This is a genomic window from Cupriavidus sp. MEYA8 (assembly GCF_059278825.1).
Genome location: NZ_CM181221.1, coordinates 2,665,297 through 2,678,301 on the forward strand (window position 1 = coordinate 2,665,297; position 13,005 = coordinate 2,678,301).

At 67.7% G+C, this 13,005-nt stretch carries 12 protein-coding genes; 5 read left to right on the forward strand and 7 right to left on the reverse strand.

Annotation, left to right across the window (positions count from 1 at the left end; genetic code table 11):
• Positions 1 to 13: 13 nt before the first annotated feature.
• Entirely contained in the window at positions 14 to 904 is an 891-nt protein-coding gene (gene galU, locus AC5WJ1_RS12405; RefSeq protein WP_133097411.1) for a UTP--glucose-1-phosphate uridylyltransferase GalU, read from the forward strand.
• A 70-nt stretch (positions 905 to 974) separates the two neighbouring features.
• Here galU and AC5WJ1_RS12410 read toward each other — a convergent pair whose 3' ends face one another.
• From AC5WJ1_RS12410 to AC5WJ1_RS12435, 6 genes are all read right to left on the reverse strand, one after another.
• The gene (locus AC5WJ1_RS12410; protein WP_029045528.1) at positions 975 to 1,202 is read right to left on the reverse strand and encodes a sulfurtransferase TusA family protein; all 228 of its coding nucleotides are present in this window, start codon (positions 1,200 to 1,202) and stop codon (positions 975 to 977) included.
• 40 nt (positions 1,203 to 1,242) lie between these two features.
• Entirely contained in the window at positions 1,243 to 1,827 is a 585-nt protein-coding gene (locus AC5WJ1_RS12415; protein WP_133097410.1) for an NUDIX domain-containing protein, read from the reverse strand.
• 62 nt (positions 1,828 to 1,889) lie between these two features.
• Positions 1,890 to 2,933 carry a threonine aldolase family protein gene (locus tag AC5WJ1_RS12420; protein ID WP_135705651.1) on the reverse strand — a complete coding sequence of 348 codons (1,044 nt, stop codon included), beginning with the start codon at positions 2,931 to 2,933 and terminating at the stop codon, positions 1,890 to 1,892.
• Positions 2,934 to 2,955: 22 nt separating this feature from the next.
• Entirely contained in the window at positions 2,956 to 3,144 is a 189-nt protein-coding gene (locus AC5WJ1_RS12425; protein ID WP_029045525.1) for a 4-oxalocrotonate tautomerase, read from the reverse strand.
• 54 nt (positions 3,145 to 3,198) lie between these two features.
• Positions 3,199 to 3,975 (reverse strand): class II aldolase/adducin family protein, encoded by a 777-nt coding sequence (locus AC5WJ1_RS12430; protein WP_135705652.1) that lies wholly within the window; start codon positions 3,973 to 3,975, stop codon positions 3,199 to 3,201.
• A 125-nt stretch (positions 3,976 to 4,100) separates the two neighbouring features.
• Positions 4,101 to 5,375 (reverse strand): YbfB/YjiJ family MFS transporter, encoded by a 1,275-nt coding sequence (locus AC5WJ1_RS12435; RefSeq protein WP_135705653.1) that lies wholly within the window; start codon positions 5,373 to 5,375, stop codon positions 4,101 to 4,103.
• 140 nt (positions 5,376 to 5,515) lie between these two features.
• Between AC5WJ1_RS12435 and AC5WJ1_RS12440 the strand changes: the two genes are divergently transcribed.
• The 3 genes from AC5WJ1_RS12440 to AC5WJ1_RS12450 all read left to right on the forward strand — a co-directional run bounded on the left by AC5WJ1_RS12440 (position 5,516) and on the right by AC5WJ1_RS12450 (position 8,752).
• Positions 5,516 to 6,412, forward strand: a complete 897-nt coding sequence (locus AC5WJ1_RS12440; RefSeq protein ID WP_135705654.1) for a LysR family transcriptional regulator — start codon at positions 5,516 to 5,518, stop codon at positions 6,410 to 6,412.
• Between the two features lie 109 nt (positions 6,413 to 6,521).
• Complete coding sequence (locus AC5WJ1_RS12445; RefSeq protein ID WP_135705655.1) at positions 6,522 to 7,985, forward strand: NfeD family protein; 1,464 nt, start codon at positions 6,522 to 6,524, stop codon at positions 7,983 to 7,985.
• Positions 7,986 to 7,987: 2 nt separating this feature from the next.
• Positions 7,988 to 8,752, forward strand: coding sequence for a slipin family protein (locus AC5WJ1_RS12450; RefSeq protein ID WP_133097405.1), 765 nt, complete (start codon positions 7,988 to 7,990; stop codon positions 8,750 to 8,752).
• A gap of 72 nt (positions 8,753 to 8,824) precedes the next feature.
• Here the strand turns inward: AC5WJ1_RS12450 and alaS are convergent, their stop codons facing one another.
• A complete protein-coding gene (gene alaS / locus AC5WJ1_RS12455; RefSeq protein ID WP_135705657.1) occupies positions 8,825 to 11,449 on the reverse strand; it encodes an alanine--tRNA ligase in 2,625 nt (874 codons plus the stop codon).
• A gap of 328 nt (positions 11,450 to 11,777) precedes the next feature.
• Here alaS and AC5WJ1_RS12460 point away from each other — a divergent pair, with 328 nt between their 5' ends.
• Complete coding sequence (locus AC5WJ1_RS12460) at positions 11,778 to 12,998, forward strand: CaiB/BaiF CoA transferase family protein (protein ID WP_135705658.1); 1,221 nt, start codon at positions 11,778 to 11,780, stop codon at positions 12,996 to 12,998.
• Positions 12,999 to 13,005: the final 7 nt, after the last annotated feature.

A 13,005-nucleotide genomic window follows, 5' to 3' on the forward strand; every position in this document is an offset into this window, starting at 1 on the left:
AGGTACACCTGATATGGAAAATCGCGTCACCAAGGCCGTCTTCCCGGTCGCAGGCCTGGGCACCCGCTTCCTGCCAGCCACCAAGGCCAGCCCGAAGGAAATGCTTCCGGTAGTGGACAAGCCGCTGATCCAGTACGCCGTGGAAGAAGCCATGGCCGCCGGCATTACCGAGATGATTTTCGTCACCGGCCGCTCCAAGCGCGCCATCGAGGACCATTTCGACAAGGCCTTCGAGCTGGAAGTCGAGCTGGAAGCCAAGAACAAGCAGGCGCTGCTGGACGTGGTGCGCTCGATCAAGCCCGCCAACGTGGAGTGCTACTACGTGCGCCAGCCCGAGGCGCTGGGCCTGGGCCACGCGGTGCTGTGCGCCGCCAAGCTGGTCGGCGACACCCCGTTCGCGATCATGCTGGCCGACGACCTGATCGACGGCAACCCGCCGGTGATGAAGCAGATGGTGGATACCTTCAACCACTACAACTGCTCGGTGCTGGGCGTCGAGGAAATCTCGCCGGAGCAGAGCCGCTCCTACGGCGTGATCGATGGCCGCGAGTGGGATGAAGGCGTGATCAAGGTATCGGGCATCGTGGAAAAGCCTGCCCCGGAAGACGCCCCGTCGAACCTGGGCGTGGTCGGCCGCTACATCCTGACGCCGCGCATCTTCGACCACCTGCGCGAGCTGAAGCCTGGCGCCGGCGGCGAGTTCCAGCTGACCGACGCGATCCAGTCGCTGCTGGGCCAGGAGCAGGTGCTGGCCTACCGATACCAGGGGCGCCGCTATGACTGCGGCAGCAAGCTGGGCTACCTGAAGGCGACGGTCGAGTTTGCGCTGAAGCACCCGGAAGTCGGCGCCGAATTCAGCGCCTATCTGGAATCGCGCGAGCACCTGACGCGGCCGAACAGCTGAACGTTCGCCTCGTTCACCAAATGAAAAAGCCGCTTGAAGCGGCTTTTTCTTTGTCTCTCTTCGAGATCGATCAGCGGCGGCGCATGTAGAACACGAACACCTTGTCGACTTCCGAATGCGACAGCAGCTCGTTGCCGGTCTGCTTGGCGAAGGCCTGGAAATCGCGCGTCGCGCCGGGATCGGTCGCCAGCACTTTCAGCACTTCGCCGCTGGCCATGTCGGCCAGCGCCTTCTTGGTGCGCAGGATCGGCAGCGGGCAGTTCAGGCCGCGCGCATCCACTTCTTTCTGGAACTCCATTCGTCTCTTCCTTCGGGTTCTGAGGCTATTCGGGGGACTCTCACCAGCGATATTGTAGCGAAGCCCCGACCTGGCTGAAGTCATGCGGGCGGCGCGGGTCCGGAATATCCGCGCCGGTCTGCCGGTCGAAGAAGCGCACCGGGTAACCGCGCGCGGCCAGCCAGTCGGCCACGGCGAAGCCGGTACCTGCCGACCACACGCGCACGTCCTCGGGCGCCACCAGCTTGTATTCGGCCAGTTCCTCGGACAGCTGGACGGTGCCGGTCGCCTTGACGTGGTAGGCGATGATCAGCTCGTTCTTGCGCATGAACTCGTAGACGCCGATCAGCGAGACCGACTCGGTATCGAGGTTGGTCTCTTCCTTCAGCTCGCGCGCCACGCCCAGCTCGGGCGGCTCGTCGCGCTCCAGGAACCCCGTCACCAGCGCAAACATCTTCTCCGGCCAGGCGGCGTTGCGCGCCAGCAGCAGCTTGTCCTGGTACTCCACCACCGCCGCCAGCACCGGCAGCGGGTTGTTCCAGTGCACGAAGCCGCATTCATGCTGCACGCAGGCATGGCGTTCGCGCCCGGACAGCGGCAGCACCTCGAGCGGCGCGCCGCACTGCGGGCAGAATCGGTATTGCATTGGGGGGCTCCTGTAGGTGTCTCGTTATCAGAATGATCGCGCCGCCTCGTTCAAGCACCTGCTCAGGCACCCCTTGAGGCGCCACATGCCGCGCGCATGTCGGCGGCGAGCGCCTCCACCGTCTGCGGCTGCAGGTCCCACGAACACATGAAGCGGCAGCCGCCGGCGCCGATGAAGGTATAGAAGCGCCAGCCCCTGGCGCGCAGCGCCTCGATCGCCGGCAGCGGCAGCTCGGCGAAGACGGCGTTGGACTGCGTCGGGAACATGATGCGCACGCCGGGGATGTCGGCAATGCGCTGCTGCAGCAGTTGCGCCATGGCGTTGGCATGGCGCGCGTTGGCCAGCCACACATCGTTCTCGAGCAGCCCCAGCCATGGCGCCGAGATAAACCGCATCTTCGACGCCAGCTGCCCGGCCTGCTTGACGCGATAGGCAAAATCCTCGGCCAGGCGGCGGTCGAAGAATACCACCGCCTCGCCCACCGGCAAGCCGTTCTTGGTGCCGCCGAAGCACAGCACGTCGACGCCGGCGCGCCAGGTGATCTCGGACGGATGCACGCCCAGCGACGCCACCGCATTGGCAAAGCGCGCGCCGTCCATATGCACGCGCAGCTGCCGGCGCTTGGCGATGGCCGCGATCGCGCGCACCTCTTCCACGCTGTACACCGTGCCGACCTCGGTCGACTGCGTCAGCGACACCACCTTGGGCTTGGGGTAGTGGATGTCCGAGCGGCGCGTGACCAGCGCCTCGATCGCATCGGGCGTGAGCTTGCCGTCCTCGCCCGGCGCGGTCAGCAGCTTGGAGCCGTTGGAGAAAAACTCCGGGCCGCCGCACTCATCGGTCTCGATATGCGCCAGTTCGTGGCAGATCACCGAGTGGTACGACTGGCACAGCGCCGACAGCGCCAGCGAGTTGGCCGCCGTGCCGTTGAACACGAAGAACACTTCGCAATCGGTCTGGAACAGGTCGCGGATGCGGTCGCAGACCTTCTGCGTCCAGGTGTCGTCGCCATAGGCCTGCTCGTGGCCGCTGGCATTGGCTTCCAGGAAATACTTGAGCGATTCCGGGCAGAAGCCGGCGTAGTTGTCGGAGGCGAAGTGCTGCATGGTGTCCAGGCCGTTCAGTGCCTTACTTCTTGTCGGCCCACAGCTCGCCGCCGGTGGCCCAGTTCTCGCGCTTGACGTCGGTGATGATGATGTCGACGGCCGAGGCCGAGCAGCCCAGCGTCTCGCAGGTGACGCGCGTCACTTCCTCGACGAACTTGCGCTTCTGATCGATGGTACGGCCTTCAAACATTTCGACGTGGAAAGTCGGCATGCAATGCTCCTTGTGATGATTGGTGTTCTAGGTAGTCGCCACGGGACGTGGCAATCAGTCCCGGTAGGAAGGATCGATTCTATCGAGTTTGCGCAGCAGCGCGGGCCACTCCATCACGCCCTCGATGGCGCCGTTGTCGAACAGTTGCCCGGAGGTCTTGTGGGCGACGCCGTGATCCGGCTGCACCAGCGCGCCGCCCGCCTGCGCAGCGATCTGGATCTCGCAGGCCTTGATCAGCGTCGCCATCAGCACATAGGCCTCGGCCACGGTGCGGCCCACGGTCAGCGTGCCGTGGTTGCGCAGCAGCATGGCGGGGTGCTCGCCCAACGAAGCGGTCAGCCGCCCGCCTTCGGCCGGGCTGAAGGCCAGCCCTTCGTAGTCGTGATAAGCGATGCGGCCGTAAAAGCGCATCGCGTGCTGCGACAGCGGCAGCAGGCCGGCTGCCTGCGCCGACACCGCGATGCCGGCGGTGTTATGCAGGTGCATCACGCACATCGCGTCGGGCCGGGCCGCGTGCACGGCGGCGTGCAGCGCGAAGCCGGTGACGTTGACCGGGTGGACAGTCTCGCCGACGACCTCGCCGCGGCCATTGATCTTGACCAGGTCGCTGGCGCGGATCTCGTCGAAGGCAAAGCCGAACGGGTTGATCAGGAAATGGTCCGGCTCGCCGGGCACGGTGGCCGAGATATGGGTGTAGATCAGGTCATCCCAGCCCTCGCGCGCGGCCAGCCGGTAGGCGGCGGCAAGGTCGAGGCGCACGCGCTGCTCTTCGGCGGAGACAGGCTGCGGGGAGGCGCCCGCGGCACGCGCGGGCTGCAAGGCAAAAGACATGGGGCTCGCTCCTGCGCCGCCCGGTCTCGCGTGCCGGGGTCGGCCCCGGCCTTGTGCTGCGGCGCAGGCGCGGCAGCCGCGATGCGTGGCGCGTCAGGCGGCAAAGGCGATACTGTAGCGCACCTTCACGATCCGCTCCGTGCGGGCGCCAGCGGCCAGGCGCGGCGCATCCAGGCGAACACCAGCGCACCCACCAGCAGCGACGCCGCCGCGCAGGCCAGCGAGCTGGCGAAGCCGCCAGTGCGCGCCACCAGCGCGGTTGCCAGTGGCGGTCCGGCGATCTGGCCGAGGCCGTACGACGCGGTCATCAACCCCATCAGCCGCGGCGCGTGCGGGCCCCACAGGCGCCGGGCCTCGCGCATGGCGAAGGCGACCAGCGCGGTGAACGGCAGGCCGGCCAGCAGGCTGCTCAGCGCAAACCCCGCCACCGTCGGCCACAGCACCGCAATCGCGACGCCCAGCGCCTGCATGCCGTAGGAAATCGTCAGCAGCTTGCGGCTGTCGTGCGCCATGCTCACCCGCGTCGCCAGCACGGCGCCGACCGCTACGCCGGCGCCGAAGATCGGCCAGAACAGGTCGGCCCAGACCGTGCCCGGCAGCGCCTCGCGCGCGATCACAGGCAGGAAGGTGGCGGTGATGATGTAGCCGAAGCCGGCCAGGCCGTAGGCCAGCGTCAGGGTCCAGGTCTGGGCGTCGAGCCGCGCGGCGGCGCCGGCCGGCTGCGCGGCGCCAGTGGCGCGCGCCTGGCCGGCGTCCGCGGCGATCGGCGGCGCCACGAAAATGCGCCACACCAGAGCCACAAGCACCGCGGCCAAGACGGTGAAGGCCAGCCAGCCATGGTCGGCATGCCAGCCCGCGCCGACCATGCCGGAGGCGCCCAGGCCCGTGGCGACGATGCCAAGCCCCGGCCCACAGAAGATCAGCCCGCCCAGTTGCGGCTTGCCCAGTTCGGCCAGCCGCTGCAGGCACCAGCCGGCGGTATAGACCAGCACCACCGCGCTGGCCACGCCGGCGGCGAAGCGCCACAGCGACCACGCCGGCATGCCCCCCGGCAGCGCCATGCCCAGCGTCAGCAGCACCGTCGCCACCAGGCCCCAGCGCACCATGCGCAGGGCGTCGGGGCGGATAAACATGCACAGCGCGGCACCGAGGAAATAACCGATGTAGTTGACCGTCGCCAGCCAGCCGCCCTGATGCAGGTCGACGATGCGGTCGTGCAGCATCATCGGCAGCAAGGGCGTAAAGGCGAAACGGCCGATTCCCATCACCACCGCCAGCGACACCAGGCCGGCCATCGCCACCGCCACCGGACCGGCGTGACGCAACGGCGCGGCCGGTATCGAAGTGGTGGGGCTGGCGGCGGCGACCTGGTCGGGATCGAGGCTGTGGAGCTTGGACATGGCTCTGGCTGTGGGCGCAGCGGTTGCATTGCAGTCCCTGTATGCTACGCTGTGAATGCCATCCCGAAAAATGAATTATCCAGATGTAATGCATCATTAGTCGAGATGGATTTCGGATTCCCGTTCCGGAGACCATGGCCATGGACCTTGCCGAGCTTGAAATCTTCCGTGCCGTCGTCGAAGCCGGCGGCATCACCCGTGCGGCCGAGCGGCTGCACCGGGTGCAATCCAACGTGACCACTCGCATCCGCCAGCTGGAGCAGTCGCTCGGGGTCGAGCTGTTCGTGCGCGATGGCCGGCGCATGGTGCTGACGCCGGCGGGACAGACCCTGTTCGACTACGCCTGCCGCATCCTGCAGCTGACCGAGGAAGCGCGCCAGGCGGTGCTGCCGGCACGTCCCAGCGGCCGCCTGCGCATCGCCTCGATGGAAAGCACCGCGGCCAGCCGCTTGCCCAATGTGCTGGCGGCGTACCACCAGGCGTGGCCCGAGGTCCAGCTGGAACTGGTGACGCTGGCGACGCGGCAGGCGCTTGATGCGCTGGCGCGCTTCGAGGTCGATTGCGCCTTTGTCGCCGAGCCGCTTTCCGAGCCGGGGCTGGCGGCCGTTCCCGCCTTCGAGGAGGAGCTGGTGGTAATCGCGCGTGCCGGGCATCGCCCGATCCGCTCCTCCGCCGACCTGGAAGTGCCGACGCTGCTGGCGTTCGAGTCCGGGTGCAACTACCGCGCGCGCGTCGAGGCCTGGTATGCCGGCGGCGACTCGGCCCCGCCGCCACGCGTACTGGAGCTGGGCTCCTACCATGCCATCGTCGCCTGCGCGGCGGCCGGCATCGGCGCCGCGATCGTGCCGCGATCGGTGCTGGCCCTGTACCGGGACCTGCCCGCCATCAGCCAGCACGGCCTGGGGCCTGCGGGCCGCGTGCGCACCATGCTGGCCTGGCATCCGGCCATGGCGGGCGCCGCGCTGCATGCGCTGGTCGATATGCTGCGCAAGCACGCACCCGGACCGCAAGGCGAGGCCGAGCTCGTCGCAGCCTGAGCGCCCTCGCGGCGACCGGCTGTCGGCACATTGCCGCCATGCAAGATGTGCCCGGTGGCCTACACTGAAAGTGGCGCCACCCCGGCACCCTGCGTGCCCCGCCCTTGCGATGAAACCTGCCACCGCGTTTATGCGGGCGATTCGGCTGCTGGCCGGCCTGGTGCTGGCATGCAGCGCTGCACTGGCCGTCAGCTTCGCCAACCTGCATGCGCGCGCCGCACCCGCCTCCGCGCCTGCCGCCACGGCCACCCCGCCGGTCTACGTGATCCCGCTCAAAGGCGCGGTCAGCCCGGCGAGCGCCAGCTTTATCCTGCGCGGCATTGCGCGCGCCCGCGAAGGCGGTGCGCAGCTGGTGGTGCTGGAAATGGACACGCCGGGCGGGCTCGATGCCTCGATGCGCGAGATCATCCAGGCAATCCTGGCGTCACCGGTGCCGGTGGCCAGCTATGTCTATCCGGGCGGCGCACGCGCGGCCAGCGCGGGCACCTACATCCTCTACGCCAGCCATGTCGCGGCCATGGCGCCGGGCACCAACCTGGGCGCGGCCAGCCCGGTGCAGATCGGCATCGGCGGGCCGCAGAAGCCGGACGCCCTGCCGGGCTCAACGCCGGCCTCGGCGCCGTCAAGCGAACCTGCCGCGGCAGACACCATGGCGCGCAAGCAGATGCACGATGCCTCGGCCTATATCCGCGGCCTGGCCCAGCTGCGCGGGCGCAATGTCGAATGGGCCGAGCGCGCCGTGCGCGAAGCCGTCAGCCTGTCGGCCGACGAAGCCCTGGCGCAGAAGGTGATCGACGTGGTCGCGCCCGACCTGCCCGCACTGCTGCGCCAGGTCGAAGGCCGCAAGCTGGTCACCGCGGGCGGCAAAACCAGCGAACTGCGCACGCGCGATGCCCCGGTGGTGACGCTGGAACCTGACTGGCGCAACCGCTTCCTGGCCGTCATCACCGAGCCCAGCGTGGCGCTGATGCTGATGATGATCGGCATCTACGCGCTGATTTTCGAGTTCTCCACGCCAGGCATGGTGGTGCCCGGCATCGTTGGCGCGATCTGCCTGCTGCTGGCGCTGTTCGCGCTGCATATGCTGCCGGTCAACTATGCCGGGCTGGCGCTGGTGGTGCTCGGCATCGGCTGCATGGTCGCCGAGCTGTTCCTGCCGACCTTCGGCGCGCTGGGCGTGGGCGGCATCATTGCCTTTGCCTTCGGCGCGGTGATGCTGATCGACACCGACGTGCCGGGTTTCGGCGTGCCGCTGCCGATGGTGGCGGCGCTGTCGGCGATGTCGGCGTTCTTTGTATTCGGCATGTCGGCGCTGCTGCTGCGCTCGCGCAGGCGGCCGGTGGTCAGCGGCGCCGACACGCTGGTCGGCAGCCGCGGCGAACTGCTCGACGACGTGCCTGACGCACCCGGCCAGGAAGGCTGGGCCTCGGTGCGCGGCGAACGCTGGCGCGTGCGCAGCGCGAGTCCGCTGGCGCGCGGCACGCCGGTGGTGGTGACCGCGCGGCACGGGCTGGTGCTCGAAGTGGTCGCCGCGCCCTCTGCTGCTCAACCGACTCCAAAAAAGGGAGCGTGAACATGGCATTCGGATTCAGCTTCGGCGGATTGATCTTCCTGGTGGCGCTGCTCATCATCACGTCGTTCCGCGTGCTGCGCGAGTACGAGCGCGGCGTGGTCTTCATGCTTGGGCGCTTCTGGAAGGTGAAGGGTCCGGGCCTGGTGCTGATCATTCCCGCCGTGCAGCAGATGGTGCGGGTGGACCTGCGCACGGTGGTGATGGACGTGCCGCCGCAGGACGTGATCTCGCACGACAACGTGTCGGTCAAGGTGAACGCGGTTGTGTATTTCCGCGTGGTCGATCCTGAGCTGGCGATTATCCAGGTAGCGAACTTCCTCGAGGCCACCAGCCAGCTCGCGCAGACCACGCTGCGAGCGGTGCTCGGCAAGCATGAACTGGACGAGATGCTGGCCGAACGGGAAAAGCTCAACCTCGATATCCAGAAGGTGCTGGACGCGCAGACCGATGCGTGGGGGATCAAGGTCTCGAACGTCGAGATCAAGCACGTCGACCTGAACGAGTCGATGGTGCGCGCGATTGCGCGGCAGGCCGAGGCCGAGCGCGAGCGGCGCGCCAAGGTGATCCACGCCGAGGGCGAGCTGCAGGCATCCGAGAAGCTGCTGGAAGCGGCGCAGATGCTGGCGCGGCAGCCGCAGGCGATGCAGCTGCGCTATATGCAGACGCTGACGCAGATCGCCGGGGACAAGAGTTCGACGATCGTGTTTCCGTTGCCGATGGATTTATTGACGACGCTGCGGAGTGCCATGGGCAACACCGAGAAGTAGGAAAGCAGAAGGGGCGCCACTGGCGCCCCTTCTTCATCTGCTTGCGAATCGGCTTGCGGAATGGTCAGGCCATCAGACCTTGGCCGCCACCCACTCGCTGACACCCGCCAGCGCCTGCGGCAGCTTGGCCGGCTCGGTGCCACCAGCCTGCGCCATGTCCGGACGGCCGCCGCCCTTGCCACCCACCTGCTGGGCGACAAAGTTGACCAGCTCGCCGGCCTTGACCTTGCCGGTGGCATCGGCGGTGACGCCGGCGATCAGGCTGACCTTGCCGTCGGCCACGGCCGCCAGCACGATCGCCGCGCTCTGCAGCTTGTCCTTGAGCTTGTCCATGGTCTCGCGCAGCGTCTTCACGTCGGCGCCGTCGAGCTGGGCAGCCAGCACCTTCAGGCCCTTCACGTCGATGGCCTGCGCCGCCAGCTCGTCGCCCTGCGAAGCCGCCAGCTTGCTCTTCAGGCGCTCCAGCTCCTTCTCCAGCGCGCGCACCTGGTCCTGCACCTGGCCAATGCGCGGCACGAGTTCCGACGGCTGCGCCTTCAGCACGGCAGCGGCTTCGTTGAGCCTGGCATCCAGGTTCTGCAGGTAGTGCAGCGCGTTGTCGCCGGTGATCGCTTCCACGCGGCGGATGCCGGCAGCGACGCCGCCTTCCACCACGATCTTGAACAGGCCGATATCGCCGGTGCGATGCACGTGGGTGCCGCCGCACAGTTCCTTCGAGGTGCCGATCGACAGCACGCGCACGTCGTCGGCGTACTTCTCGCCGAACAGCGCCATCGCGCCGCTCTTGACGGCATCGTCGAACGGCATGATCTCGGCGTGCGTATCGTCGTTGCGCAGGATCTCGGCGTTGACGATCTCTTCCACCTTGCGGATCTGCTCTTCGGTCAGCGCGGCGTTGTGCGAGAAGTCGAAGCGGGTCTTGTCCGCATCCACCAGCGAGCCCTTCTGCTGCACGTGCGTGCCCAGCACTTCGCGCAGGGCCTTGTGCATCAGGTGGGTGGCCGAGTGGTTGCGCACGGTGCGCGCGCGGCGCAGCGCGTCGACCTGCGCCGAGACGGCGTCGCCCACCTTCAGCGCGCCGCCTGCCAGCGTGCCCTGGTGGCCGAACACGTCGGCCTGGACCTTGGTGGTGTCGGCGACAGCAAATACAGCGTTGCCAGCCTTCAGCACGCCCTGGTCGCCGGCCTGGCCGCCGGACTCGGCGTAGAACGGGGTGTTATCGAGCACCACCACGCCGGTCTGGCCCGGCTGCATGGTGTCGACCGAGGCGCCATCCACATACAGCGCGGTGACCAACGCCCGCGGCAGTTCCAGCTTTTCGTAGCCATGGAACACGGTCTTGTCGCCCGTGTACTCCAGGCCGGCAGCCATCTTGAACTTGCCGGCGGCGCGCGCCTGCTCGCGCTGGCGGCTCATCGCGGCATCGAACGCGGCCTCGTCCACGGCGATTTCCTGCTCGCGGCACACGTCCTGCGTCAGGTCCAGCGGAAAGCCGAAGGTGTCGTGCAGCTTGAAGGCCAGTTCGCCGTCCAGCGTCTTGCCGCCCTTGAGCTTCAGCTCGGCCAGCGCGGCGTCCAGGATCGACATGCCGTTCTCGATGGTCTCGAAGAAGCGCTCTTCCTCGGCCTTCAGCACTTCGGTCACGCGCGACTGGGCTTCGGCCAGTTCCGGATAGGCCTCGCCCATCTGCGCGACCAGGTCCGGCACCAGCTTGTGGAAGAACGGGGTCTTCTGGCCCAGCTTGTAGCCGTGGCGGATGGCGCGGCGCACGATGCGGCGCAGCACGTAGCCGCGGCCTTCGTTGCCCGGGATCACGCCGTCGACGATCAGGAACGAGCACGCGCGGATATGGTCGGCGATGACCTTCAGCGAGTTCTGGTTCAGGTTGTCGATATGGGTCTCGCGCGCGGCGGCCTTGATCAGTGCCTGGAACAGGTCGATCTCATAGTTGCTGTGCACGTGCTGCAGCACCGCGGCGATGCGCTCCAGGCCCATGCCGGTATCCACGCACGGCTTGGGCAGCGGCGTCATGTTGCCCTGCTCGTCGCGGTTGAACTGCATGAACACCAGGTTCCAGATCTCGATGTAGCGGTCGCCGTCTTCCTCCGGCGATCCCGGCGGGCCGCCCCACACCTCCGGGCCGTGGTCGTAGAAGATTTCCGAGCACGGGCCGCACGGGCCGGTGTCGGCCATCTGCCAGAAGTTGTCCGAGGCGTAGCGCGCGCCCTTGTTGTCGCCGATGCGCACGATGCGCTCGGTCGGCACGCCCACTTCCTTGGCCCAGATGTCGTATGCCTCGTCGTCTTCCGCGTAGACTGTCACCCACAGCTTTTCGGCCGGCAGCTGGTAGGTCCTGGTCAGCAGTTCCCACGCGTACAGGATGGCATCGCGCTTGAAGTAGTCGCCAAACGAGAAGTTGCCCAGCATCTCGAAGAACGTATGGTGGCGGGCGGTGTAGCCCACGTTCTCCAGGTCGTTGTGCTTGCCGCCGGCGCGCACCGAACGCTGCGACGAGGTCGCGCGGGTGTACGGCCGCTTGTCGGTGCCCAGGAACACGTCCTTGAACTGCACCATGCCGGAGTTGGTGAACAGCAGCGTCGGGTCGTTCGCCGGCACCAGGCTGGACGAGCGGACCACGGTATGGCCCTTCGATTCGAAGAACTGCAGGAACTTGCTGCGAATGTCTGAGACTTTCATGGGATGGCGGACGCTGCTGCGGCTGGGCCGGGCGCGACGAGTCAGTTTTGGATTTGCAAACCGTTGATTATACGGGCAAGCCAGCCCCAAAAGGGCATGGCGGGGGCATGGCGGGGGCATGGCAGGCAGACCAGGCACCGCGCCCCGGGACCGGCCGGCTATCGCCCAAATCAAATACCACGGAGAGCCGATTGCATCACTTTATGGCTTGCCTCGCCGGGCCCGGGTGATACAGTGCAGGCACCCCGCGCCGGCCATTGCGCGCCGCGGCGCCGGCAGCCGGTTTTCCGATCCTTCCCCGCATCACCTCAGAATTTCTTCTACCGCCATGGGAGCCTTAAGCCATCTCCGCGTCCTCGACCTGACCCGCGTCCTCGCCGGTCCCTGGTGCGCCCAGAACCTTGCCGACTTCGGCGCCGATGTGATCAAGATCGAGCGCCCCGGCGCCGGCGACGACACCCGCACCTGGGGCCCGCCCTGGCTCAAGGACGAAGACGGCCGCGACACCGCCGAGGCCGCCTACTACCTGGCCGCCAACCGCAACAAGCGCTCGGTCACCTGCGACATCAGCACGCCCGAGGGCCAGCAGATCGTGCGCGACCTCGCCGCGCAGAGCGACGTGGTGCTGGAGAACTACAAGGTCGGCCAGTTGAAGAAATATGGCCTGGACTACGACTCCCTGAAGCAGGTCAAGCCCGACCTGATCTACTGCTCTGTCACCGGCTTCGGCCAGACCGGCCCGTACGCCGCGCGCCCCGGCTATGACTTCATCATCCAGGGCATGGGCGGCTTCATGAGCCTGACCGGCGAGCGCGACGACCTGCCCGGCGGCGGCCCGCAGAAGGCCGGCGTGGCGATTTCCGACCTGATGACGGGCCAGTACGCCACCATCGCGGTGCTGGCGGCACTCGCCCACCGCGACCGCACCGGCGAGGGCCAGTACATCGACATGGCGCTGCTCGACGTGCAGGTGGCCATGCTCGCCAACATGAACACCAACTACCTGGCCAGCGGCGAGGCGCCGCGCCGCTGGGGCAATGCGCACCCCAACATCGTCCCCTACCAGACCTTCCAGGCCGCCGACGGCTGGATCATCGTCGCGGTGGGCAACGACGGGCAGTTCCGCAAGTTCGTCACCGACGGCGGCCGGCCAGAGCTGGCCGACGACCCGCGCTTTGCCAAAAACCCGCAGCGCGTGGCCAACCGCGACGTGCTGGTGCCGATCCTGGCCGAGATGGTGCGCCCGCGCACCCGCGCGCAGTGGATCCGCGACCTGGAAGCCGCGGGCGTGCCGTGCGGCCCGATCAACACGCTCGACGACGTGTTCGAGGACGACCAGGTCAAGGCGCGCGGCCTGCGCGTGGACCTGCCCCACCCCAGCGCGGGCGAGGTCAAGCTGGTCGGCAGCCCGATCAAGATGAGCGTGACGCCACCGCAGGCGCTGCGCCACCCGCCGCTGCTGGGCGAGCACACCGACACGGTGCTGGGCGAGACCCTGGGCTACAGCGCCGGGCAGATCGCCGCACTTCGCGCAAAAGGTGTGCTGTAAGATTCTC

Coding starts and splice junctions, on each gene's coding strand:
- galU (WP_133097411.1), top strand. CDS start 14: ATGGAAAATCGCGTCACCAAGGCCGTCTTCCCGGTCGCAGGCCTGGGC.
- AC5WJ1_RS12410 (WP_029045528.1), bottom strand. CDS start 1,202: ATGGAGTTCCAGAAAGAAGTGGATGCGCGCGGCCTGAACTGCCCGCTG.
- AC5WJ1_RS12415 (WP_133097410.1), bottom strand. CDS start 1,827: ATGCAATACCGATTCTGCCCGCAGTGCGGCGCGCCGCTCGAGGTGCTG.
- AC5WJ1_RS12420 (WP_135705651.1), bottom strand. CDS start 2,933: ATGCAGCACTTCGCCTCCGACAACTACGCCGGCTTCTGCCCGGAATCG.
- AC5WJ1_RS12425 (WP_029045525.1), bottom strand. CDS start 3,144: ATGCCGACTTTCCACGTCGAAATGTTTGAAGGCCGTACCATCGATCAG.
- AC5WJ1_RS12430 (WP_135705652.1), bottom strand. CDS start 3,975: ATGTCTTTTGCCTTGCAGCCCGCGCGTGCCGCGGGCGCCTCCCCGCAG.
- AC5WJ1_RS12435 (WP_135705653.1), bottom strand. CDS start 5,375: ATGTCCAAGCTCCACAGCCTCGATCCCGACCAGGTCGCCGCCGCCAGC.
- AC5WJ1_RS12440 (WP_135705654.1), top strand. CDS start 5,516: ATGGACCTTGCCGAGCTTGAAATCTTCCGTGCCGTCGTCGAAGCCGGC.
- AC5WJ1_RS12445 (WP_135705655.1), top strand. CDS start 6,522: ATGAAACCTGCCACCGCGTTTATGCGGGCGATTCGGCTGCTGGCCGGC.
- AC5WJ1_RS12450 (WP_133097405.1), top strand. CDS start 7,988: ATGGCATTCGGATTCAGCTTCGGCGGATTGATCTTCCTGGTGGCGCTG.
- alaS (WP_135705657.1), bottom strand. CDS start 11,449: ATGAAAGTCTCAGACATTCGCAGCAAGTTCCTGCAGTTCTTCGAATCG.
- AC5WJ1_RS12460 (WP_135705658.1), top strand. CDS start 11,778: ATGGGAGCCTTAAGCCATCTCCGCGTCCTCGACCTGACCCGCGTCCTC.